The organism is Bacillus sp. EU55, assembly GCF_038005925.1.
Classification (GTDB): domain Bacteria; phylum Bacillota; class Bacilli; order Bacillales; family Bacillaceae; genus Bacillus; species Bacillus velezensis.
Genome location: NZ_JBBOUE010000001.1, coordinates 4,053,644 through 4,078,122, shown reverse-complemented (window position 1 = coordinate 4,078,122; position 24,479 = coordinate 4,053,644). Strand labels below are relative to the sequence as shown.

Genomic DNA, 24,479 nt, shown 5'->3' with positions numbered 1-24,479 from the left:
AGCCTGCCGCGCGCAGGCTTTTTTTACGCCGTCTCCTCGGGGACGAACGCAAGAATGCCAATCCCGATTACAAACAAAATGATCAGGCTGAACACGGCGGCTGACGAATTTCCGGTCAGCTGGGCGGTGACGGCAATCAAAAGCGGGCCGATAATCGAAGCGAACTTGCCGAAGATATTATAAAAGCCGAAAAACTCATTGGCGTTCTGTTTGGGGACAAGCTTTGCAAAGTAAGAGCGGCTCAGCGCCTGAATACCTCCTTGGGAAGTGGCGACAAGCATAGCCAAAATCCAGAAGTCAAAAGCGGAATCCATAAAATAAGCATACGTGCAGACAATCATATACACGCCGATTCCGGCATAAAGCATCGTTTTTCCTTTAAACCGTTCGGCCAGCCGTCCGTACAAAATCGAAAAAGGCGCGGCGACGACCTGTGTGACAAATAAAACAATCAGCAGATTTGCCGCGCTGATGCCGAGGTCAGCCCCGTATGACGTGGACATCGTAATGATGGTGCCGACCCCGTCGATGTAGAAGAAATAGGCGAGCAGAAACAAAAACAGCGCCCGGTGCTTCCTGATCTGCTTCAGCGTGCCGGCCAGCCGTATAAAACTGCTGAGTACAAGCCGCGGCTCCCTCTCGATATAATAGCGCTGGCGGACGCGGAGAAGGAGCGGGATCGAAAACAGCCCCCACCATGCCGCCGTAATCAAAAAGGCAATGCGGCCGGCAGCCTGGGCGGACAGCGGAATCACCTCCGCTTGTGCTGAAAGAATGACGGCAATGCTGAGGAGAAAAGGGATCGTGCTGCCAATATAGCCCAGTCCAAATCCCCTGGCGGACACCATATTCATCCGCTCCTTTGCGGCCACATCAACGAGAAACGCATCATAAAACACATTAGACCCGGCAAAGCCGATCGTGGAAATCGTATAACAAATTAATAACAGCATCCAAGATTCGCCGGGAATCAAAGCCAGCGCGGCTGTGCCCGCCACACCGATCAGAAGAAAGAAGGCAAAAAACCGTTTCTTGCATCCTTTGTAGTCGGCAATCGTTCCTAAGACGGGGCCGAGCATCGCCAAAATAAAAGTTGCGGCGGCAATCGTATAGCCCAAATAAGCGGTAGAATCAGCCGCGCTGACACCGTTTTCCGCTGCCGCGGCTTTAAAAAACAAGGGGAACACCGCCGTCATAATAATGACCGAATAAGCTGAATTGGCCCAATCATACAGCATCCAGCTGCTTTCTTCTTTCGAAAACCGTTTCATCACACACGCTCCTTCCCAAAAACCGGTTCTCTGCATTATATGCGCCTCATCCGCATCGTTGGACAAAGATTTCTGAACGGCGTTTTCTGATTGACATGGAGATATTGACCTAGTTCAAAAAGAATGTACAATCAAGGTGTAGCAGGTAAATGGTCAGGCGGGAGGGAGACAGAATTGAAGATTGCGAAAGTCATTAATAATAATGTCGTCAGTGTGCTCAAAGAAGGCAATCAGGAATTGGTCATCATGGGCCGGGGCATTGCTTTTCAAAAGAAAACGGGAGACACGGTAGATGAAGCCCGCATTGAGAAAGTGTTCACGCTCGATAACAAAGATGTATCCGAAAAGTTCAAAACCCTTTTGTATGATATCCCGATCGAATGTATGGAAGTATCCGAAGAGATTATCAGCTATGCGAAATTACAGCTCGGAAAAAAGCTCAATGACAGCATCTATGTGTCGCTGACCGACCATATTAACTTTGCGATCCAGCGCAATAAGAAAGGGCTGGATATCAAAAATGCCTTACTGTGGGAAACGAAACGGCTGTACAAAAGACGAATTTGCAATCGGCAAACAAGCGTTGGCCATGGTAAAAAACAAGACTGGCGTGTCTCTGCCGGAGGATGAAGCAGGCTTTATTGCGCTGCATATTGTCAATGCCGAGCTGAATGAAGAGATGCCCAATATCATCAACATTACAAAAGTCATGCAAGAGATTTTGAGTATCGTAAAATACCATTTTAAGATTGACTTCAACGAGGAATCACTTCACTATTATCGGTTTGTCACCCACTTAAAGTTTTTCGCGCAGCGTCTTTTTAACGGCACACATATGGAAAGCCAGGACGATTTTTTGCTGAAGACAGTGAAAGAAAAGTACCATCGGGCGTATGAATGCACGAAGAAAATCCAAACATGCATTGAGAGGGCGTATGAACACAAGCTCACCAGTGACGAGCTGCTGTATTTAACGATTCACATAGAAAGGGTAGTCAAATAAGCATAATGAAAGCGTTGGCATTTTTTCTTCATTCACATATGATCTTGTTAGGATTGTTACTGATAAGCAGGCAAAACCTAAATTACAATGAGCGCTGATTTCTGTTTGTGCTGATGGTAATTTAGGTTTTTTAAGATTCATTATTATCATTATTCTGACCGATGTCCCCTTTTAACAGAATCATGTATGATCGATAAAGAAATCGCTTTCAAAGAAAGGGGAATGCCGACATGTTTTATCGTATGAAACGAGTGCTGCTGCTTCTTGTCACTGGATTGTTTTTGAGTTTGTGTGCGATCACTTCTACTGCATCAGCTCAAACAGGCGGATCGTTTTTTGAACCTTTTAACAGCTATAACTCCGGATTATGGCAAAAAGCAAATGGTTACTCCAATGGAGATATGTTCAACTGCACGTGGCGTGCAAATAATGTATCCATGACGTCATCAGGTGAAATGCGTTTGGCGCTGACAAGCCCGTCTTATAACAAGTTTGACTGCGGGGAGAACCGCTCCGTTCAAACCTATGGCTATGGACTTTATGAAGTCAGAATGAAACCGGCTAAAAACACAGGGATCGTTTCATCGTTCTTCACTTATACAGGTCCAACGGATGGCACTCCTTGGGATGAGATTGATATCGAATTTTTAGGAAAAGACACGACAAAGGTTCAATTTAACTATTATACAAATGGTGCGGGAAACCATGAGAAGGTTGCGGATCTCGGATTTGACGCGGCCAATGCCTATCATACGTATGCGTTCGATTGGCAGCCAAACTCTATTAAATGGTATGTCGATGGGCAATTAAAACATACTGCGACAAGCCAAATCCCGACAAACCCGGGAAAGATCATGATGAACTTGTGGAATGGGATAGGTGTCGATGACTGGCTCGGTTCCTACAATGGTGTAAATCCGCTATACGCTCATTATGACTGGGTGCGCTATACAAAAAAATAATGTACAGAAAAGGATTTCCGCTGGCGGAAATCCTTTTTTAATTAAAACGAAATAATCCCAATTAAAAGCGCCGCAATCGTCATCACAATCGTTGTCCCCACGGCCCATTTAATAGTGAATTTTTGATGATCGCCAAAGCTGACGCCCGCCATTCCGACCAATAGATAGGTGGATGGCACAAGCGGGCTGAGCAGATGCACCGGCTGGCCCAGCAAGGAGGCTCTTCCGATTTCAGCGGCGTCTATTCCGTAAGCGGAAGCGGCTTCGGCGATGATGGGAAGCACACCGAAGTAAAAGGCGTCATTTGACATGAAAAAGGTGAAAGGCATGCTGGCAATCGCAGTGATCAACGGCAGATGCGGGCCCATGGCATCAGGGATGAGGGAAACGAGAGAATGCGCCATCGCATCCACCATTTTTGTGCCGGAGAGAATGCCTGTGAATATGCCTGCCGCAAACACCATTGAGACAACGTTTAACGCATTACCCGCATGCGCTGAAATCCGTTTCTGCTGCTCTTTGACATTTGGATAGTTGATCATCAAGGCGATGGCGAACGCGATCATAAAAAGAACAGGGATTGGCAGCAGGCTGGTGATCAGCGCGGCCATCAGGGCGACAGTGAGCAGCAGGTTGAACCACTGGAGAGCGGGACGCTTCAGCGGCGCCGCCTCCGGATCAGAAGACGGCGCGTGTTCAATTGAAATGACACCGAGCCGCTTCCGTTCTTTTTTTCCGAGGAGATAAGCAACGGCGATCACCCAGAGAACGCCGGCAATCATAGCGGGAATCAGCGGCGTAAAGACTTCCGACGTGTCCAATTTCAAGGAAGCCAAAACCCTCGCCGTCGGCCCGCCCCACGGAATAATATTCATGACCCCTGAGCCGAGCATTGCAATTCCCGCCAGCACCAAACGGTTCATGCCGAGCCGTTTGTAAAGGGGCAGCATTGCCGCAATCGTAATCATATACGTTGTTGTCCCATCTCCGTCCAGCGAAATGGTCATCGTCAGAACTGCTGTGCCGATGGCGATTTTTAACGGATCCCCTTTGACAAGCGATAAAATTTTGGCAATGAGGGGATCAAACAGACCTGAGTCAATCATAATGCCGAAATACAGGATGGCGAATAACAGCATAATCCCGGTAGGAGCGAGGTCTGTAACGCCTTGAATCATCATCTCGCCGAGATCTTTGCCAAATCCGCTGATCAGGGCAAACACAACAGGAACGACAATCAAAGCAATAAGAGCGGAAAGCCGATTAGACATAATAAGATACATAAAGACAATCATCATCACAAAACCGAGTATGGCAAGCACGATATGACCTCCCCTGTTTAACAGCTATTTAGGTAAGCGCTTTCACAACTTCTTTCTGTAAAAATGGCTTATTTCAAAATGTGTATGACCGCATATGTAAATACAGACCTAAAATCCTAATGAGCGGATCAGCAGTTTATATGAAGAACGCCGCGGGTAAATGTGCTGTAGAATGTTTCGTTTTAAAAGGGGGAACTGACATGAGTGATGATCAAAATAAACGAGTAAATGAACACTCAAAGGACGAACAGCTGGAGCAGTACCGGTCTGATAACAGCGGCAAAAAAATGACGACCAATCAGGGGCTTCGCGTGTCTGAGGATGAACATTCTTTAAAAGCGGGCGTCCGCGGCCCCACGCTGATGGAGGATTTTCATTTTCGTGAAAAAATGACGCACTTTGACCACGAGCGGATTCCGGAACGGGTCGTTCATGCGCGCGGGTACGGCGTTCATGGGCATTTTCAGGTGTACGAACCGATGACGGAATATACACGGGCGAAATTTTTGCAGGACCCGTCCGTCAAAACGCCTGTTTTCGTCCGTTTCTCAACAGTGGCGGGCTCCAAGGGGTCAGCCGACACCGTCCGTGACGCCAGGGGATTTGCGACGAAGTTTTATACTGAAGAAGGGAACTATGACCTCGTCGGAAACAATATTCCGGTGTTCTTCATTCAGGACGCGATCAAATTCCCGGATCTCGTTCACGCCATAAAACCGGAACCGCACAATGAAATGCCGCAGGCTGCGACGGCTCATGATACGTTCTGGGATTTTGTCGCTAATAACCCTGAGTCGGCTCACATGGTCATGTGGACGATGTCTGACCGCGGCATCCCGCGAAGCTATCGGATGATGGAGGGCTTCGGCGTGCATACGTTCCGTTTCATCAACGAGAAAGGAAAAGCGCGCTTTGTAAAATTCCACTGGAAGCCCGTGCTCGGCGTTCATTCCCTCGTATGGGATGAAGCGCAGAAAATTGCCGGGAAAGATCCCGATTTCAACCGCCGTGACCTGTGGGAAACGATTGAAAACGGCGGCAAAGTCGAGTATGAGCTCGGTGTTCAGATGATTGACGAAGAAGATGAATTTAAGTTTGATTTCGATATCCTTGATCCGACGAAGCTGTGGCCGGAGGAGTTGGTTCCCGTCAAGCTGATCGGAAAAATGACCCTTGACCGCAATCAGGACAATGTCTTTGCGGAAACGGAACAGGTCGCCTTTCACCCGGGAAATGTCGTGCCGGGCATTGATTTCACCAATGATCCGCTTCTGCAGGGACGGCTTTTCTCTTATACAGATACACAGCTCATCCGTCTTGGCGGGCCGAATTTTCACGAGATTCCGATCAACCGGCCGGTCTGCCCGTTCCATAACAACCAATACGACGGCTACCACCGGATGACGATTAATAAGGGCCCCGTCGCCTATCATAAAAATTCCCTGCAGAACAATGATCCGTCGCCGGCCTCAGAAGAAGAAGGCGGATACGTTCATTACCAGGAAAAAGTAGAAGGCAGAAAAATCCGCCAGCGCAGCGAGAGCTTCAATGACTATTTTTCTCAGGCGAAGATGTTTTGGAACAGCATGTCTCCCGCCGAGAAAGAACATATCATCTCCGCGTTCTGTTTTGAAGTCGGAAAAGTGAACAGCAAGGATGTGCAGCAGCAGGTGGTGGATGTCTTCAGTCACGTCGACGCCGGGCTTGCCGAGCGTGTTGCGAAAGGAATCGGCGTGAACCCGCCGCCGAAGGACCGTGAATCTGATGAAACGTTCACTTCCCCGGCCTTAAGCCAGGAAAACACGGTGAAGACGGCAGCGACAAGGCAGGTCGCGGTGTTAACCGATCACGGGTTTTCTGATGAGAAAGTCAAACAAGTGCTTGACGCATGCAAACAGGCGGGAGTCAGAGCCGATATCATCAGCCCCGCGCTGGGAACCGTCAAGGGAGAAAACGGTACGGAGCTGAAAGCGTCAGCCACTTTCCTGACAGCGGATTCCGTCCTGTACGACGCTGTTTTCATTCCGGGCGGAAAACAAAGCACAGACAGCCTCAAAGCCCAAAAATCGGCCAGAGACTTCGTCAGCGAAGCTTTCAGCCATTACAAAGCGATCGGCGCCTCCGGTGAAGGAAAAGAACTTCTCGCCCTCGCCGCCGGAACCGAAAACGGCCCCGGCCTTGTTCCGGACGGAAACCATGAACAATTTCTGAACGCCGTGGCTGAGCATCGGCATTGGGACAGAAACATATAAGAATGAAAAAGCGCCTTTTATGAGGGGGGCGCTTTTTTCTTGTGAAAGTGAAATATCTGAACGAAGCATTAATATTTGGAGAAAACGAAAATGGCTTCCGTGCAAATCCGTACCTTCCGCTGTCCGGGACATTCAGACAACAGTTTTAGAGAGTCAGGGCATTGCATTATTTAAAGGGTTCTGACTGCTGGTGAAATGATCTTTGGTTTACTTCCGCTCTTTGTTTGTGTATCTTAGGGGTAGATTTTCTGGAGGAGCGAATAATAGTGAAGCCGTTTACCGAAAAACAACTCGAAGAATATTACCGGCGTGACGAAAACATGATGATTTTGGTGTTTGCCCAATGGTGCGTCAATCATGACCTTGATCCGATGGCCATTTACAGCAAGGCTTACCCCGGACAGCCTTTAAACGAAGAGCTGCGAAAAACGGCTGAAGAACTTGTCGTGCCGAAGGAGGAATCAGAACCGATTCCTGATCAAACCGTTATCGGCGTTTTGGAGATGTTCGGCAACTCCGATTTGGCGGAAGCCGTTTATGAAGCCATTGCGCAAAGACCTTCACGGTAAAAGAGGCGTGGATTTTCCATGTCTCTTTTTTTCATGGAGAAAATGTGAAAGAAGGCCCAGAAACAATTTGCTGATCTGCGCTGTCTATAGAGTGTAATCCGTTTTCAAAAAGGGAACGGTAATGAAAAGGAGGAGTTGTGATGAAAAAGGCATTCAAAATGATGGCGGCTGTGCTCTTAACCGTGCTGACAGCCGCGCCGTTCGGAGGTTTCGCGCCTTCAGCCGAAGCCGCGCAAACCGCAAAGCCCGTTGTCAAAAGCCATACGTATAAGCATGTAAAGCAGCTGACATACCCCGAGGTCACAAATACGGGAAACGCATCTTTTGAAAAGAAAATCAATCAGGACTTCAAACGCTATATTGAAAACTCGTACAAAGAATATGTAAAAAACAAAAAAGACGGTGAGAAACAAGGCTACAAAGCGGAATACCAGGCAGATTTCAAGGTGAAGTATAATCAAGACGGCAAGCTCAGCATTCAGACGGAAGACTACAGTTACACAGGCGGCGCACACGGGCTGACATCCGTTCAGACCTTTAATTACGACCTGGCCGCAAAAAAACGGGTCACACTCGATAATGTGCTGAATACAAAAACGAAAGCTAACAAAACGAGAGACTATCTTTACGGCTACATCAAGAAACATGACGATCTGTTTGACCAGGACGTTAAAAAACAGGAGATCATCCTGAATAACGAAAGACCTTTCTTCTTTACGAAAAACGGCATTGCCGTTGTGTTCGGACAATATGATCTCGGACCGTACGCGGCAGGAATCCGGGACGTTTTCGTACCTGCATCCGTCTATCAATAAAAAAAAGCGATATCACTCCAAAACGGAGCGGTATCGCTTTTTTTCTTTTACCAGACAAACAATCCGACAATCGCCGCGCTCAATAAGGAAACGGCAATTCCGCTGACAAGCAGCTTCCAGACGTTTTTTCCGATGATGGCTGATTTTTCACCATCAAGCAGAGATTGATAAGATCCGTAGATCATACCTATGGTGCTGAAGTTTGCGAATGATGTCAGGAATGTCGTAGCCACGGCAATCGTGTGCGGCGGAAGTGAATTCAGCTGCCCTTTCAGATCGGCCATTGCCACAAATTCATTTGTCGCGAGCTTGATGCCCATCAGCTGTGCGACATACATCGCGTCATGTCCGCCTAATCCGAGAAGGAAGGCAAACGGACTGAAGATGTATGAGAAAATCTTTTGAATGGTCAAACCGTGCATGAACAGTCCGAGTACGCCGTTTAACGCGGCCGTTAACGCCACATATCCGATCACCATCGCTAAAATGACAATGACCATGTTCATGCCGACAAGCATACTGTTAGAAATCGTGGAGAAGAAGTCTTTTTTCTCCGCTTTTGAAGGAACGTAAATAATATCATCCTCTTTAGAAACGTCCACGGGATTCAGCATATTGGCGATTAAAAGGGCGTTTAAGCAATTCAGCGGGATGGCTGTAAACACATAAGTGGACGGAACCATCGTCAAGTACGATCCGATGATCGAGCCGCTGATGCTGCTCATGCTCATCAGCCCGAATGTCAGAAGCCGATTGTTGCTGACGGCGGCAAGCTGCTGGCGGATGACGGCTAAAGCTTCCGTATTTCCTAAAAACATCATCTGGATGGAGAAAAAGCTCTCCAGCTTCGGCAGACGGGATATTTTAGAAATCAGCCAGCCGATTTTATCAATGAGCCACGGCAGAATACCGAAATACGACAGCATATCAAAGAAGGTCACGACGAAGATAATCGGCAGCAATGCGCTGAAGAAAAAATCAACCGTCGGATTGGCCATAACAGACGGAAAAGCGAACGCAATCCCTTGACTGGCGCAGGAAATCAGCCATGTAAAGAACGCGCCGATCTTCCCGATGACAAAGCCGCCGACTTTTGTCCCTAACATAAACCAAGTAATCAGAAACTCAAAGACGAGGAGCATGACAATCGGACGCCATTTAATCTTCTTCTTGTTGGGAGAGCATAAGAAAACAACAGCCATGACAACAATGAGACCGACAATGTTCAATAAAAAGTACATGTGAGCAACTCCTATAAGGGTATTATGGAAATAAAAAAAGCTCTTATTCGTCACAAATTCCTGAAAGCCAGAAAGTGTGATAAATAAGAGCCAAAAGAAAAGAATAGACAGCGTCATATGCTTTTCACTCGTTCAAATTTATGCAAACTTTCTTGTAGTCTAGTCTTTTACGGCACTAGGTAGAAACAATCAGACCATATTACTGATCATATACAAGAATAACGATATTACATGAGATAGCAGTATTTTATCGTTTCAATTTTTGAAAATCAACCTTTTTAGATATTTTCAAAATAATAAATTTTTATTATAAATAAAGAAAATAAAGGATGTGCATAAGTAATTGGATAATAAAGGTATAAAAAACCCTGAAAACCGTTCCGGTTCATTGTAAAGACGGGATGCAGCTGATAAAATGGATCTGAGGGCACAGCCTTCAAAAGACGGCAGAAAAGGGGTCATTTTCGTGATCATCCAGTTCATTCGTTACAGATAATGAGAGGTATAGATGAATAGGTTAAACCTTCCAATTCGGCAAGGTTTATTTGTCTATGCCTTTTTCATTTCATCGGAATAACGAATGAATGAGGTGTTTTTTTGACGTCTATAAAAAGAAAACGCGCGGAATTACTGCAATCATGCCAGTCCGTGTTCAGGTGTCCGCTATGCCGGTCGGCCATGGCGATCTCACAATACCGAAGCTTGATTTGCGGACAGGGGCATACATTTGATATATCAAAACAAGGATATGTGAATTTCCTCAATAAATCGGTCAAAACCCGCTATGACAGGCAGCTGTTCGAAGCGAGACGCGAGCTTTTTGACAGTCGGGAATTTTTTGCGCCGGTTCAAAAGGAGATTGCTGCCATCATCACACATATTCAATCTCCGCAAACATCAGCGGCGATATTGGATGCGGGGTGCGGAGAAGGGTCTCATTTAGCCGCCGTATGCAAATTGCTTCAGCCTGCTTTTTCCGTGACGGGAATCGGCATTGATCTCTCGAAAGAAGGTGTGCTGCATGCCGCAAAGGCCTTCGGGAATCATATGGTTTTTGCCGTCGCTGATGTGGCGGATGCGCCGTTTGCCGACAGTTGTTTTGATGTCGTGATGTCTGTTTTATCGCCTTGGAATTACAAGGAATGCAGCAGGCTTTTACGAAAGGGCGGCACAGTCATTAAAGCGGTGCCGCGGCGTGATTATTTGAAGGAAGTAAGGGAATTCTTCTTCGGAGACAGCCCTCGGCGGAATGACACCGGCGATTCTGCGGCCGGACGATTCCAAGCGGGCTTTCAAACCTTTGAGCGCAAACGGCTGTGTTACACAAAGACCTTAGCGCAGCCTGACCTCGAGCGGCTTGTGAAAATGACGCCCTTAACATGGAAATGTACTGATGACAGCATCCGGCGGTTTATCAGCCGGAAAGAGGCTGCTGTCACGATAGATATCGATATTTTAATCGGAACCGATCCGCTGTAAAACGGAAAAGACACGCTAATCGCGTGTCTTTTTTTTATTTCCAGACTTCACCGGCAATGTTGACGACATGGCGCAGTTTCGCCCATTGCTGTTCTTCTGTGATCAGGTTTCCTTCCTCAGTGGAGGCGAATCCGCATTGCGGGCTGAGGCAAAGCTGGTCCAGGCTGACATATTGTGAAGCTTCTTCAATCCGGCGTTTAATCGCGTCCTTGTCTTCAAGTTCGCCATGTTTCGACGTAATCAATCCAAGCACAAGCTGAAGATCAGAGCGTTTGACATAGCGGAGCGGTTCAAAGCCGCCGGAGCGGGAATCATCATATTCCAGGAACAATCCGTCAAGATCAAGCCCGTCAAAAATCGTTTCAGCCGCTGCATCATAGCCGCCTTCAGCCGTCCATGTGGATTGGAAGTTGCCGCGGCAGATATGCATCGTAACCTTCAGATCGTCAGGGCGGTCCTCGATGGCGTCATTAATGGAAGCGGCAAACAGCTTGCGCAGCTCATCCGGCGTTGTGCCGAAAGCTTCAATCTGACGAAGCCCCGCTACTGATAAGAAAACGGCCCATGCGGTGTCATCGAGCTGAAGGTAGCGGCACCCGGCGTCATAGAAAGCTTGAATCGCTTTTTTATACGCCTTTGACACATCGTGCTGAAATTGTTTGTAATCATTCTGGTAGGACGCTTTTTCCAATTTTCCGCGAAAAAACAGCATATTCGGACTTGGGATGGTCATTTTCGGAACAGCATCGCCGGCAATGCTGTGCAGGAATTTATAATCTTCGAGCATCGGATGCTGAGAAAAATCAATATCTCCCGTTACTTTAATGCCGCGCGCTTTCGTCTGTACGTTGTGAAACTGAATGCCGCTTTCAGGCGTAAATGCTTCGACGCCGTCTAAGTTTTCGAGAAAATCAAAATGCCACCAGGCACGGCGGAATTCGCCGTCAGTCACGACATTGAGGCCGGTTTCTTTCTGCTTTTCCACACTGCGGATGATTTCTCTGTTTTCGATTTCGCGCAGCTGTTCTGCCGAAATCTCACCCGCCGCTCTTTGCAGGCGGGCTTGCTTCACAGCCGCCGGCCGCAGCAGGCTTCCGACCTGATCCGCGCGAAACGGCGGGTTTTTTCTTAGAAGCGTATGCAATGGTTGTTCTGTGTTTTGCTGTGACATGAACGATTCCTTCTTTCCTGATGAAATATAAAAAGCTCTTCCCTCGGATAGGGAAGAGCTTGCGTCCGCAAATCTCAACCTTATCTTCAGGATTTAGCACCATTCTGCTGAACAGCGGTTGCCGGGTATCATAGGGCCAGTCCCTCCACCTCTCTTGATAAGGAAATATGCTATTTTTCAGAATAAACTGTAATACTCTTAATCTTAGTATATTATCTTATATTGTCAATATATTTCGATAAATATTTTTATTTGTCACCCTCAAATAGAATCATATCTATCACGATGGCGATCGCGAGACAAAGAACGATATCCTCTTCCTTTTCAATCTGCAAATGATAGGAATCGCCCCAGCTCATCCATGATTTGGTGACGGTCATCCGGTTTGATTTTCCGTCTGTCACTTGAAAATTCCGGCCCCACACATCGCCGGTAAGATCCCAGCCGAGTCCGGAAATTTCAAATTTCGGTTTGAATAACGTGACTTTCTTGATGACTTGGCAGACGGGTTTGCCGCTGACGGAAATCTCGTAACGGGGAACGAGCGACATCAGTTTCTGATTGACGCTGGCGAGCGTGCGGCCGTCCAAATCAGTCAGCTTCAGTTCATCACCGAATGAAAACAGCTTTCCTTCAACATTGTAGACTTCTTTCCCGCTTTCAAGAAACACTTGAAAACGATTCTTAAACGTAAACATCCGCTCTTTGATATAAAAATGGTACATAAAAAAACTCCTTTTTTATGTTGTACGAAAAAAGGAGGCGGATGGTTTCATATCGGCCGGGTGCATAAAAAAAAGGCTGCCGATTTTGCGGCAGCTGTCGTTTTTATGATAGCGGCATCCGGCGTTTTTGACGGATCGCATTTAAATCAATGATGTTATTCGTGTCGGCAGCTGTCACCAGCGGGCTTGTCTTTGGCGTTTTCCGGCGGTTGTCCTTACTGAAAGAGAAAACAAGATACCCTGTCAAAGCAGCAAAAATAAGTAGCATCATTTTACATACCTCCCAAAAAAAGTTTTGGTATTATTATTGTACAAAAAAACAAACGAAAAGTATTCAAACAATTGTCACTTTTTTAAAAAATAACGTCATTTTCCGTAAAAATGACTATGGGTTGAAGAAAATTTGCTCTTGTTGTGGTTCTATAGATTGTATCGGCTGATGAATGATGATCGTTTATATAACTTTTTCACTATTTTTTGTAAGAGTCTAATTAACCACTTCGTTGTTTTCGTTTGCCTAGTGTTATTCAGTACCCTAAAAAACCTTATAATATGCAAAATAACTGCTTCTAACAGATGACTGCGGAATGACAGCGCTTTCTTTATTTTTTTAAAGAAAACGAGATGTTATCTTAAAAAAATCGTTTGAACATTTTCCGCAGCTTTTTAAAAGGGTTTGATTTCGTCTCCAGAACACGCGGGTCTTTTAAGGTTTTTTTTAATTCTTTCGCTACAGTCCCTCTTGCCATAGTCTTCACTCCTTCTTTCCATTTCATACCTTATATACGGAAAGAAAGGAGGAAAGGTTTCATGTGAAAGAAAAAAACCAAAGCAGGGGGCTTTGGTTTTAAGCGCGCTCTTCAAAGAACCTGGCGATTTCAACAATGACGTTTACCGCCTTTTCCATATGATCGACGGAAATGTATTCATATTTTCCGTGGAAGTTTTGGCCGCCCGTAAAAATGTTCGGTGTCGGCAGCCCCATGTAAGAGAGCTGTGATCCGTCGGTTCCGCCCCGGATCGGTTCGATAATCGGTTCGATGTCGAGGTTTTTCATGGCTTGATAGGCGACATCGACTATCTCTTTGACCGGTTCGATTTTTTCTCTCATGTTGTAATATTGATCACGCAGTTCAAGCTTGATGCTTTCCTTGCCGTATTTGGCCGCCAGCGCATCGGCGGTTTTCTGCATATATTCTTTTCGTTCTGCAAAGCGGTCTCTGTCAAAGTCTCTGATGATGTACGACAGGGCGGCTTCAGAAACGTCTCCGTTCATGGAAAGTAAATGATAGAAGCCTTCATACCCTTCCGTATATTCCGGCGCTTCTTCTTTCGGCAGCGCGTGATGAAATTCCATCGCGATTTTTGAAGCGTTGACCATTTTGTTTTTCGCCGTTCCCGGGTGGACGCTTTTTCCGTAACAAGTCAGCTTTGCGGCGGCTGCGTTAAAGCTTTCATATTGCAGTTCGCCGAGGGGGCCTCCGTCTATCGTGTAGGCGAATGCGGCGTTGAAGCGGCCGACATCGAATTTGTGAGGGCCTCTGCCGATTTCTTCATCGGGCGTGAACGCGACCCGGATCGTTCCGTGTTTGATGTCCGGATGTTTGATCAAGTATGCCATTGCCGTCATAATTTCGGCAATGCCCGCTTTGTTGTCGGCTCCGAGCAGCGTCGTGCCGTCTGTTGTGATCAGCGTCTGGCCTTTATAGCGGGAGAGCTCCGGGAATTGCTCAGGCGACAGGACGACATTGAGTTTGTCATTCAAAACGATATCATGTCCGTCGTAGCTCTCAATAATCTGAGGATTCACATTTTTTCCGGTAAAATCGGTCGCGGTGTCCACGTGAGCCAGAAAACCGACAGTCGGCACGTCTTTATCCGTATTCGCCGGCAGAGTCGCCATGACGTACCCATTGTCATCGACTGTGATTTCTGTCATGCCGATCGACTTTAATTCATCTGCCAGCATGTTGGCCAATGTCAGCTGGCCGGGGGTTGAAGGGCAGTTTTCATTGTTTTCGTCAGACTGTGTATCGACTTTTACGTAAGAGGTAAAGCGTTCAATGATTTCATTTTTCATACCGTCATCTCCTTTGTCTTATCTTACCATGCGCGGGGGAGGGATTTCTATTTCACAACCGGTTTGATTCGAGGGCTCTGTGTTTTACGCGAATGAAAACAAATTATGAAGAAACGATGACTAAACGATTAAACTTTTTGGAAATGGATGTTTGAGAAAGAAAAAACCGATATAATATGGTCAATTCATTCAATAGAGGAGGCTTTCTTCATGGCGATTTTAGTGACAGGCGGAGCGGGTTATATCGGAAGCCACACATGTGTCGAGCTGTTAAACGGCGGCTATGACATCGTGGTTCTGGATAATCTGTCAAATAGTTCACCGGAAGCATTGGAGCGTGTGAAAGACATTACCGGAAAAGGGCTTGTGTTTTATGAAGCGGATCTCCTTGACCGTGATGCCGTTCACCGGGTGTTTGCTGAAAATGAGATTGAAGCCGTCATTCATTTTGCGGGATTAAAAGCGGTCGGTGAGTCTGTGGCTGTTCCGCTCCGTTATTATCATAATAATCTGACGGGGACGTTTATTTTATGTGAAGCCATGCAGGCACACGGTGTGAAAAAAATCGTCTTCAGTTCTTCAGCGACGGTTTACGGCGTTCCGGAAACAACGCCGATCACTGAGGATTTTCCATTAAGCGCGACCAATCCTTACGGGCAGACAAAGCTGATGCTGGAACAGATTTTACGCGATCTGCATAAAGCGGACTCTGAATGGAGCATTGCGCTGCTCCGCTACTTTAATCCGTTCGGCGCGCACCCGAGCGGCCGGATCGGAGAAGACCCGAACGGCATCCCGAATAATTTAATGCCGTACGTCGCCCAAGTCGCTGTCGGCAAGCTTGAGCAATTGCAGGTGTTCGGCAATGATTATCCGACAAAGGACGGCACCGGCGTGCGGGATTACATCCATGTCGTTGACCTTGCCGAGGGCCACGTCAGAGCGCTTGAGAAGGTGCTGAACACAACAGGCGCGGATGCCTATAATCTCGGCACGGGAAGAGGCTACAGCGTTCTTGAGATGGTCAAGGCGTTTGAAAAAGTATCGGGAAAAGAAGTGCCGTACCGTTTTGCCGCCCGGCGCCCGGGAGACATCGCCGCATGCTTCGCAGACCCGGCAAAAGCGAAGGCTGAATTAGGCTGGGAAGCAAAGCGCGGGCTTGAAGAAATGTGCGCCGACTCTTGGAAGTGGCAGTCCTCCAATGTGAACGGGTACCAAAAGGTGTAAAAGAAGGGGCTGGGACAAAACCCACCTCTAAGACGAAAAAAACGGTGAAATTTTACGACGAGTAAACTTTCACCGTTTTTGATTATTTTACAATAAAAAATAAGGACAACTTCTGATAAAATTAAGTTACCATACAAAATCTAATCAGAAAGAAGTGTCCTTATGTTTAAAGATTATACCATGAATCAAATCGTTTTGCCTTTAGATTTAGAAGTAAAGTTACAAAATAATGATATTGCCTACCATGTCCATCATTTAGTGGAAAGTATCCCTCAAGAAGCGTTTGAACCATTTCTTCGAAATGAAGGTTGTCCTGCCTATCATCCACGCATGATGCTTAAAATTATTCTATGTGCCTACACTCAATCTGTCTTTTCAGGGCGTAAAATAGAGGCCCTATTAAAAGACAGTATCCGTATGATGTGGTTAGCTCAAGGGTATGAACCAAGCTACCGTACAATTAACCGATTTCGTGTTCAACCAGTAGTGAAAGATTTAATCCGTCAATGTTTCATCCAATTTCGCTGCCAATTGATTGAAGAAAAACTGATCGATCAAGAAGCGATATTTATCGATGGTACAAAGATTGAAGCGAATGCGAATAAATTTACGTTTGTCTGGAAGAAAGCGATTGAGAAATTTCATCAGCGTTTAATTGATAAGTCAAACCAGTTGTACAATGAGTTGCTTGAGAACGAAATCATACCCCAAATGGAACGGGAAAGTGATGAACAGCTATCATTTGGAGAGCTCACTCAAATGGTTCAAAAAGTAGACGAAGTAGTGACCGAATATGATAAACAAATAGAAGCATCTTCAGACGTTACGGAACGAAAAGCCTTACGAAGGGAACGAAAATACCCGAAACAAGTGCGTAAACAGTTGATTGATTTTATCCTAAGAAAACGGAAGTACCAACAGGATCTTAAAATCTTTGGACCACGTAATAGCTATTCTAAAACAGATCTAGATGCGACATTTATGCGAATGAAAGATGATTATATGAAAAACGGGCAATTGAAAGCTGGTTACAATGTACAAATCGCAACGGAAGGTCAATATGCGCTTGCTTATAGTCTATTTCCAAACCCAACAGATACACGTACGTTAATTCCATTTTTAGATGAGATCGAGCAACATTATTTCGAGTTACCGAAACATATAGTTGCAGATGCAGGTTATGGTAGTGAACAAAACTTTAGTGATATTCTCTCAAACAGAAACCGAGAAGCACTGATAACATATAACATGTTTTTGAAGGAACAAAAGAAAAAGTACAAACAAAATACATTTAATCCTGATAACTGGGTATATGATCAAGAAACCGATACATATACGTGCCCTAATCAGAAACGTTTAGAATTTCAATATCATTCTGTCCGAACGGACGCTACAGGTTTCCAAAGGAGTTTCAAAGTCTACGAGTGCGAAGACTGTTCAGGATGCCCATTCCGTTCATCATGTACCAAGGCAAAAGAAGGAAACAATCGAAAACTAATGGTGAACAAAAAATGGGAACAGCAAAAAGAATATGTGAGAGCGAAGCTTTCAGAAGAGAAAACGAGTGCCATCTATCGAAAACGTAAAACCGATGTGGAACCAGTTTTTGGATTCTTGAAGGCTAATTTGCGTTTCACTCGATTTTCTGTACGAGGAAAATCGAAGGTAGCAAACGAAATGGGTCTCGCATTAATGGCAGTGAATTTAAGAAAATTCACTGCCAACTTCTAAGGTAATAGAAGAATTTATACATAAAAATAAAGAAAGATGAATTTGAGTACCCCCAAATTCACCTTTCTCATTATTTGAAGCTAGTTTTGTCCCAGCCACTTTATTACGGTCATTATTTAATTTTCACTTCAACATCGTTGCTGAACTTTAATTTCCAAGTGCCTTTAGAGTATGCGTTTTTATCAACTTCAAAAGCTTTTACGTCAGTAACTTTAATGTTCGGGTTCAAGTCACTTAAAATTTTACTGTTGTCTACTTTTGTTTCTGTTGCATAGCTTGAAGAAGCATCAATATCTGAATCATAGGATGTTCCTTTAGAATCTACTAATTTCGCTCTTGGAATGGAGAAAGAGCTTAACGGCTTGTTTGAAACATTTTTAACTGTGTATTGAACAGCTACGATAACGCCGCCGTCAGACGCTTTTTTCTCGACAAATTGAGAGCCTACTGAATCTCTTTTTTCCACTTTGGTAACAGTAACTTCAGTTTTCTCAGTCTTAACAGTGTCACCGATGTTATACAGTTTTTCCTTGGATTCCGCAGCTTTTGAAGACGCGGTTTTAGATGATGAAGATCCGCCTCCGCCGCCGATGTTTACGAGAATGATAATAACCACTACTGCCAGAAGCAATGTGATAATTTTATGTCTCATAAAAAAGTTTCTCTGATCTTTACCGCAGTTTGGGCATTTTTTAACGCCTTTAGCGATTTCTTTGCCGCATGCCTTACAAGACACCAGGTTGCCTGCCATAATATTTCCTCCTATGTAAACTATTTCTTAAAAACTACATACTATAATGCCTGTAAAATAACCTATAGTCAATAATATTTTGAGAAAAAAAGTATTTTAATGGTTTTTTAGTCATGTATTTTAAAGGCCTTTTTTAGTATCGGCAGATCGTTCGAATTTTTTATAGGTTTATTGAAAAAAGAGTGGTTGAACATGTTCGTGATTTCCCGTATAATCTTGAAAGATATACAAAAACTGAACATAAAAAACAGTGGTTTTCTAGGGTTCCGCAATGCTGAATTGGTCTGGACCGAGAGAAAACACACAGCAGGTTCCTGCTGTGACACGTTGGGATAAAAGCCCGGGAGTTTCTGCTCTTTTGATGAAGAGTGCTCTCCCGGGCTTTTTTGATTTTATATAAAGGGAGTGTCTGGGATGAAAAAGAGATTGCTGGATGTGCTGATGCTGATTATTGGGGCTTTTATCTTTGCTTTGGCCGTTAATTTATTCGCCATTCCGAATGATCTTGGAGAGGGCGGGGTAACAGGAATCACCCTGATCTTGTACTATGTGTTTGAGTGGTCGCCCGGGGTGACGAATATCATTTTGAACGGGATCTTATTGATTATCGGATATAAATTTTTAGACGGAAAAACAACGCTTTATACGATCATTACCGTTGTTGCCAACTCACTGTTTCTGCATCTGACGCATGATTGGCACTCGCCTTCACATGAACTCATTATTAATACTATTTTTGCGGGTGTGTTTGCCGGTGTCGGAATCGGGATCATTATTCGAGTCGGAGGCACGACTGCGGGTTCTGCCATTTTGGCGAGGATTGCGAACAAATATCTCGATTGGAATATCAGTTATGCGCTTTTGTTCTTTGATCTGATTGTCGTCTTCAGTTCTTATTTCATCATCGGTGCGGAAAAAATGATGTTTACCATTGTCATGCTGTACATCGGAACGAAGGTGATGGACTTTATCATTGAAGGCCTGAATACGAAAAAAGCGGTGACGATTATATCTGAGCATAAGCACGAAATCGCTGAACAGGTCAACACGCTTATGGACAGAGGGGTTACGCTGCTGTCGGGTAAAGGAAATTACACGGGGCAGTCGAAGGAGATTTTATATATCGTCATCCAGAAACAAGAGCTTTCCATGCTCAAAAAAATTATTAAAAGCTGTGATACAAAAGCGTTTGTCATTGTTCATGATGTGCGTGACGTCTTTGGCGAAGGCTTCGTCGATATCTCTAAATAAAAAGAATCCCTCTGCCGGCGCGGAGGGTTTTTTTCTTATGCCGGCAGATGATCCGTTTCCCGGGAAATAGCCTGAAAGCTGTTTCTTAAAACGAAGTGGATACAATCGGCCGGACGTTTTATACTGAAAATATGATAGAGAGATAGAGAGGAGCACATATGAACCCGTTATTGGCAATTTACCCAAGGGCTGTGTTGTCTGATACGTGCTGTACGGCGGAGGATGTCTTTTGCTTTTATGATGAAAAAAGGCGGGGCTATGTCGCCATTCTGAAGGAGGATATCACCCCGAAGGAGAAACTGCTTCTGGAATCATTTTTGACGCCCGCTGAAGAAAAAGGCGATTTTTTTCCGGAGACGGCGGCAGCAAAGAGGTGGCGGCGTTTTCTGCTGGAAGAAGGCCCGGTGCCTGATGTCAAGGAGCCGCGTGTCCGTTTTATCCATTATGACTTATTGGGAGAACGGGACTGGGGGGCATTTACGGAAGCGCTGCGCCATTTCTGGCCGGTTTCATATATAGTTGTCCGGACGGGAAGGGATCAAGGCGTGATTGTGGAGGAAGAAAAGCTGGAAGCGCCCGATTCGGATGACATCGCATCTTTTGTGAAGATTCTCGAAGGCGATTTTTATTTCAGTGTCCGTTTTTTCATCGGAAGGTATTATGGCGCGGGGGAACGTCTGCGCCTTCATTATCGGAGAGAACAGCAATATTGTCAGATTGGCCGGCGTTATCTCCCGCAGCTGAGCACGCTGACCGCGGAAACGGTATTTCCGGCCATGCTCACGGAAGAAAGCAGAGAAAAGCTCTCAGCCTTGCTTCACGAAGAAGCGGCGCTGCTGTTTCAGAAAGAACCGGAGCTGAAGCATACGATTCAGACTTTTATTGAACATAACTCGAACATGTCGCTCACATCGAAAAAACTGCATTTGCACCGCAACAGTCTTCAATATCGGATTGATAAATTTGCGGAACGCTCGGGTATTGATATTAAGACATATCAGGGCGCCCTGCTGGCTTATTTCATTTGTCTGCAGTATGAAAAATCACATTAAATGGGAAATGTGCACGAAGGCAGCGGACTTTTTTTATGAACATTGCCTATATCCGCCGCCGTCTGACGCTGTTACAATCCTATTTAAGAAAGCGTTTACAAAAAAGGGGGAGATGACATGGCGGAACTTCGGCTGGAGCATATTTATAAGTATTACGATCAAAAAGAAGCGGCTGTCGATGATTTTAACCTTCATATTAAAGATAAAGAATTTATCGTGTTTGTCGGTCCGTCGGGGTGCGGAAAGTCAACAACATTGAGGATGGTTGCCGGGCTGGAAGACATTACAAAGGGCGATTTCTATATCGGTGACACGAGAGTGAATGACATCGCTCCTAAAGACAGGGATATCGCCATGGTGTTTCAAAACTATGCGTTATATCCGCACATGACGGTCTATGATAATATCGCTTTCGGTCTGAAGCTGAGGAAGATGCCGAAACCGGAGATTAAAAAACGGGTCGAAGAAGCGGCAAAAATGCTGGGGCTCACAGAGTATCTGCACCGCAAACCGAAGGCGCTCTCCGGCGGGCAGCGGCAGCGGGTTGCATTAGGCCGGGCGATTGTCAGGGACGCCAAAGTGTTTTTAATGGATGAGCCGCTGTCAAATCTGGACGCAAAGCTTCGGGTGCAGATGCGGGCAGAAATTATTAAGCTGCATCAAAGGCTGCAAACAACTACAATCTATGTGACGCACGATCAAACAGAAGCACTGACGATGGCGACACGCATCGTAGTCATGAAGGACGGAAAAATTCAGCAGATCGGCACCCCGAAAGACGTGTATGAACATCCCGAAAACGTATTTGTCGGCGGGTTTATCGGCTCCCCGGCGATGAACTTTTTCAAAGGAAAGCTGACGGACGGCGCCATTCAGATCGGTTCAGCCGCTCTCGGCGTGCCGGAAGGGAAAATGAAAATGCTCCGCGAAAAAGGGTATGCCGGCAAAGATGTTATCTTCGGCATCCGCCCGGAAGACATACATGACGAGCTGATTGTGGTAGAATCCTATAAGAATTCATCCATCACAGCTAAAATCAATGTCGCGGAATTGCTCGGGTCAGAAATTATGGTCTATTCCCGGATCGGGGATCAGGATTTTATCGCCCGGATTGACGCCCGCCATGACATTCATGCCGGTGAGGAATTGACCGTCGCTTTCGACATGAATAAGGCTCACTTTTTTGACAGTGAAACAGAAATCAGAATCCGCTCATAACGCAAAGCCGGACAGCTGGATGTCCGGCTTTTTTGATGTAACAATTTATGACGCATAACCGATATAAAAAGTAAATAGAAGACAGAAAGCAGGAAAACGATGAAACGCATGATCATGTGCATGTGCCTTTTGGCTGCCGTGTTTACGCTTGCCGCCTGCTCGGGCCATGAGGCAAGCGCCGAACAAAGCATTCCGAAGGCAGAAGCGCACCACGATAAAAAGTCTGTAAAGCGCCAAATCAAAAAGGAGCCGGATACGTCCGCCTGGGTTAAAACGAAAGGAACGGCAAGACTGCCGATTCTGATGTACCACAGCATTTCTGAGGGAAACAGCCTGCGTGTGCCGAAGGAAGAATTCCGGCAGCATATGAAGTGGCTTCATGATCACGGCTATTATACGATGACTCCTGAAGAGGCCTATCTGATGCTGACGGAAGATAAGGAGCCGCGTGAAAAATGTGTTCTGATCACATTTGATGACGGCTATACCGACAATGTGAAAGCGGCCTATCCCATTTTAAAGAAATACAAGATGAAAGCGACAATTTTTATGATCGGAAACTTTATCGGGCACAAGAATCATCTGACTGAGAAGCAGATGAAGGAGATGGCCGCCCACGGCATTTCCATTCAGAGCCATACGATGAACCATCTCGAATTGAACGGGCTTACACCGCAGCAGCAGCGACGTGAAATGAAGGACTCTAAGCGTTTATTTGATCAAATGTTCGGGCAGCGGACGTCTATGATCAGCTACCCTGTCGGACGATATAATAAGGAAACATTAAAAGCCGCCGCCGCGTCAGGCTACCGTATGGCGGTCACGACGGAGCCGGGAGCGGCGTCAAGAGATCAGGGGCTTTACGGGCTTCACCGCGTCCGTGTGTCGCCGGGCATGTCCGGCGCGGCATTCGGCTCTTATATTCAAAATGTGATGAAATAACAGAGCCTCCGCATCATGCGGAGGCTTTTTTCAGTTTAATAGAATTGATGAAGCAGCAGAAGGGTGACGCTCACGGTAATCGCTCCGCCGATCCTGGTCGACACTTGGGCGAACGGCATAAGCTCAAGCCGTTCAGCGGCGCTCAAGATCGCGACGTCGCCGGTGCCGCCCTGGCCGGAATGGCAGGCATTAATAATCGCCGTCTCAATCGGGTACAGATTCAGCCATTTTCCGGTCAGAAAACCGACGGCCATCATCGTGACGACGATTGATAAAATGGTAATGATGTTGCTGATCGTAAACGCCGCAATCAGCTTGTCCCACGGTGTCATTGAAACGCCGATCGCAAATAAGAGCGGATAGGTCACGGCTGTCGAGAAAAAGCGCGAGACGCCGAAGGCTCCGTTTTCAATCGAAGCCGGCGCCAGCCTGAACAGCTTAATGAGAACGGCAAGGACGAGCATCACGACAGGAGCCGGAAGCTGAAAGAAATCATGCGCCAGCATGCCGACCAAATAGAGGGAAACCGCTAAAATACCGCCCGAAGCGAAAAAGGACAAATCAAACGTTTTATCATTGGCCGGCTGTTCCAATGCGGGAGCGGAATGATCAGACTTATCAACCTTCCCGTTGCCCGTCCATTCCGGTTTGCGTTTCCCGATGACATTCAGCAAACCCGATAACATAATGGCGCACAGGCTGCCGAGCATGATGGACGGCAGCACAAGCGCAAAGGCGTCTCCCTGGGACATCGGCATAATATCGGAGTAGCCGATGGATAAAGGAATCGCGCCTTCACCGACACCCCCCGCCATAATCGGAACGACAATATAAAGCAGCGTGTGCTGAAAGCCGAGCCCGAGCAGCGTCCCGACGCATAAGCCGACGATGGCGGCCGCGATCGAGCCGGCGATCAGCGGAATAAAAATCTTGACGAAAGCTTTGACGAGCGTCTCTCTTTTCATCCCGAGAATACTGCCGACGACGATACCGGCAATAAATAGATAGAGAAAGTTGGAGCTTTCCGTGAATTCTGTTGTTGAAGTAATAATGTCTTTCGGAAGCAGGTGGTAGTAGACGACAGCGGATGGAATAAAGGTTGCGAGAATCGCAGGGCCGCCGATGGACCGCACGATCGGAATGGATTTTCCGATCTGGCCGAAGGTAAATCCGAAAAAACTCATGACGGCAATTGATGTCAGAATGTCGCTTTTTACATCACGGCTCATGACAAACACTGTAATAAGCAAGAAAAGCAGGATATAGATAGGAAGAGGAATAATGCCGATTCTTATATTCATTGCTCTGGCAAACCAGTTATCAGTCCGTTCCTGTTTTTGGATTGAATCCGTTTGCAATTTTGGTTGAAGTTCTCCCATGCTTGTTCCCCCAGTCGTTATGTAGTGAAAAAATATCC

At 46.1% G+C, this 24,479-nt stretch carries 20 protein-coding genes, 1 pseudogene and 3 riboswitches; of the genes and pseudogenes, 12 read left to right on the top strand and 9 right to left on the bottom strand.

Annotated elements, in window-relative coordinates; translation table 11 throughout:
- Window positions 1–23: 23 nt before the first annotated feature.
- Window positions 24–1,274: an MFS transporter gene (locus tag NYE50_RS20815; protein WP_224988562.1), complete on the bottom strand. Its 1,251-nt coding sequence runs from the start codon at window positions 1,272–1,274 to the stop codon at window positions 24–26.
- 171 nt (window positions 1,275–1,445) lie between these two features.
- Between NYE50_RS20815 and licT the strand changes: the two are divergent.
- Both licT and bglS read left to right on the top strand, forming a co-directional pair.
- A pseudogene (gene licT / locus NYE50_RS20810) lies at window positions 1,446–2,274 on the top strand (BglG family transcription antiterminator LicT).
- A gap of 230 nt (window positions 2,275–2,504) precedes the next feature.
- Window positions 2,505–3,236, top strand: coding sequence for a beta-glucanase (gene bglS, locus NYE50_RS20805; RefSeq protein ID WP_007407782.1), 732 nt, complete (start codon window positions 2,505–2,507; stop codon window positions 3,234–3,236).
- 41 nt (window positions 3,237–3,277) lie between these two features.
- On the opposite strand, the gene citH is transcribed toward bglS, so the two are convergent.
- Entirely contained in the window at window positions 3,278–4,558 is a 1,281-nt protein-coding gene (citH, locus tag NYE50_RS20800) for a citrate transporter CitH (RefSeq protein ID WP_025285499.1), read from the bottom strand.
- 200 nt (window positions 4,559–4,758) lie between these two features.
- On the opposite strand from citH, the gene NYE50_RS20795 reads away from it, so the two are divergent.
- The 3 genes from NYE50_RS20795 (at window position 4,759) to NYE50_RS20785 (ending at window position 8,194) form a co-directional block, all read left to right on the top strand.
- Entirely contained in the window at window positions 4,759–6,810 is a 2,052-nt protein-coding gene (locus NYE50_RS20795) for a catalase (protein ID WP_015418529.1), read from the top strand.
- A gap of 320 nt (window positions 6,811–7,130) precedes the next feature.
- Window positions 7,131–7,379, top strand: coding sequence for a hypothetical protein (locus tag NYE50_RS20790; protein WP_046341506.1), 249 nt, complete (start codon window positions 7,131–7,133; stop codon window positions 7,377–7,379).
- A gap of 140 nt (window positions 7,380–7,519) precedes the next feature.
- Window positions 7,520–8,194 carry a DUF3298 and DUF4163 domain-containing protein gene (locus NYE50_RS20785; RefSeq protein ID WP_159353601.1) on the top strand — a complete coding sequence of 225 codons (675 nt, stop codon included), beginning with the start codon at window positions 7,520–7,522 and terminating at the stop codon, window positions 8,192–8,194.
- A 47-nt stretch (window positions 8,195–8,241) separates the two neighbouring features.
- On the opposite strand, the gene NYE50_RS20780 is transcribed toward NYE50_RS20785, so the two are convergent.
- Window positions 8,242–9,435, bottom strand: a complete 1,194-nt coding sequence (locus NYE50_RS20780) for a NupC/NupG family nucleoside CNT transporter (protein WP_014419242.1) — start codon at window positions 9,433–9,435, stop codon at window positions 8,242–8,244.
- 135 nt (window positions 9,436–9,570) lie between these two features.
- Window positions 9,571–9,671: riboswitch (purine riboswitch) on the bottom strand.
- 361 nt (window positions 9,672–10,032) lie between these two features.
- Here NYE50_RS20780 and NYE50_RS20775 point away from each other — a divergent pair.
- Window positions 10,033–10,914, top strand: a complete 882-nt coding sequence (locus NYE50_RS20775) for a methyltransferase domain-containing protein (RefSeq protein ID WP_224988559.1) — start codon at window positions 10,033–10,035, stop codon at window positions 10,912–10,914.
- Between the two features lie 34 nt (window positions 10,915–10,948).
- Here NYE50_RS20775 and NYE50_RS20770 read toward each other — a convergent pair whose 3' ends face one another.
- The 4 genes from NYE50_RS20770 to pepT form a co-directional block, all read right to left on the bottom strand.
- Window positions 10,949–12,085: a 5-methyltetrahydropteroyltriglutamate--homocysteine S-methyltransferase gene (locus NYE50_RS20770; RefSeq protein ID WP_159353599.1), complete on the bottom strand. Its 1,137-nt coding sequence runs from the start codon at window positions 12,083–12,085 to the stop codon at window positions 10,949–10,951.
- 77 nt (window positions 12,086–12,162) lie between these two features.
- A riboswitch (SAM riboswitch) is annotated at window positions 12,163–12,249 on the bottom strand.
- An 84-nt stretch (window positions 12,250–12,333) separates the two neighbouring features.
- Window positions 12,334–12,810 (bottom strand): LURP-one-related/scramblase family protein, encoded by a 477-nt coding sequence (locus NYE50_RS20765; RefSeq protein ID WP_022553977.1) that lies wholly within the window; start codon window positions 12,808–12,810, stop codon window positions 12,334–12,336.
- Between the two features lie 103 nt (window positions 12,811–12,913).
- Window positions 12,914–13,081 (bottom strand): hypothetical protein, encoded by a 168-nt coding sequence (locus NYE50_RS20760; protein WP_003150808.1) that lies wholly within the window; start codon window positions 13,079–13,081, stop codon window positions 12,914–12,916.
- A 576-nt stretch (window positions 13,082–13,657) separates the two neighbouring features.
- Window positions 13,658–14,890 carry a peptidase T gene (gene pepT / locus NYE50_RS20755; protein ID WP_224988560.1) on the bottom strand — a complete coding sequence of 411 codons (1,233 nt, stop codon included), beginning with the start codon at window positions 14,888–14,890 and terminating at the stop codon, window positions 13,658–13,660.
- Between the two features lie 210 nt (window positions 14,891–15,100).
- Between pepT and galE the strand changes: the two genes are divergently transcribed.
- The gene (galE, locus tag NYE50_RS20750) at window positions 15,101–16,117 is read left to right on the top strand and encodes a UDP-glucose 4-epimerase GalE (RefSeq protein WP_014419237.1); all 1,017 of its coding nucleotides are present in this window, start codon (window positions 15,101–15,103) and stop codon (window positions 16,115–16,117) included.
- A 162-nt stretch (window positions 16,118–16,279) separates the two neighbouring features.
- On the top strand, window positions 16,280–17,848 hold the full coding sequence (locus NYE50_RS20745) for an IS1182 family transposase (RefSeq protein ID WP_340762868.1): 1,569 nt from the start codon (window positions 16,280–16,282) through the stop codon (window positions 17,846–17,848).
- Between the two features lie 112 nt (window positions 17,849–17,960).
- On the opposite strand, the gene NYE50_RS20740 is transcribed toward NYE50_RS20745, so the two are convergent.
- Window positions 17,961–18,500 (bottom strand): DUF4352 domain-containing protein, encoded by a 540-nt coding sequence (locus tag NYE50_RS20740; protein WP_119834765.1) that lies wholly within the window; start codon window positions 18,498–18,500, stop codon window positions 17,961–17,963.
- Window positions 18,501–18,846: 346 nt separating this feature from the next.
- A riboswitch (guanidine-I (ykkC/yxkD leader) is annotated at window positions 18,847–18,948 on the top strand.
- A 65-nt stretch (window positions 18,949–19,013) separates the two neighbouring features.
- Between NYE50_RS20740 and NYE50_RS20735 the strand changes: the two genes are divergently transcribed.
- From NYE50_RS20735 to NYE50_RS20720, 4 genes are all read left to right on the top strand, one after another.
- Window positions 19,014–19,850 (top strand): YitT family protein, encoded by an 837-nt coding sequence (locus NYE50_RS20735; protein ID WP_003150818.1) that lies wholly within the window; start codon window positions 19,014–19,016, stop codon window positions 19,848–19,850.
- A 158-nt stretch (window positions 19,851–20,008) separates the two neighbouring features.
- Window positions 20,009–20,902: a PucR family transcriptional regulator gene (locus NYE50_RS20730; RefSeq protein WP_159353597.1), complete on the top strand. Its 894-nt coding sequence runs from the start codon at window positions 20,009–20,011 to the stop codon at window positions 20,900–20,902.
- 117 nt (window positions 20,903–21,019) lie between these two features.
- Complete coding sequence (locus tag NYE50_RS20725) at window positions 21,020–22,120, top strand: ABC transporter ATP-binding protein (RefSeq protein WP_014419235.1); 1,101 nt, start codon at window positions 21,020–21,022, stop codon at window positions 22,118–22,120.
- A gap of 99 nt (window positions 22,121–22,219) precedes the next feature.
- Entirely contained in the window at window positions 22,220–23,062 is an 843-nt protein-coding gene (locus NYE50_RS20720; RefSeq protein ID WP_061861669.1) for a polysaccharide deacetylase family protein, read from the top strand.
- A gap of 35 nt (window positions 23,063–23,097) precedes the next feature.
- On the opposite strand, the gene NYE50_RS20715 is transcribed toward NYE50_RS20720, so the two are convergent.
- Complete coding sequence (locus NYE50_RS20715) at window positions 23,098–24,441, bottom strand: 2-hydroxycarboxylate transporter family protein (protein WP_012118784.1); 1,344 nt, start codon at window positions 24,439–24,441, stop codon at window positions 23,098–23,100.
- Window positions 24,442–24,479: the final 38 nt, after the last annotated feature.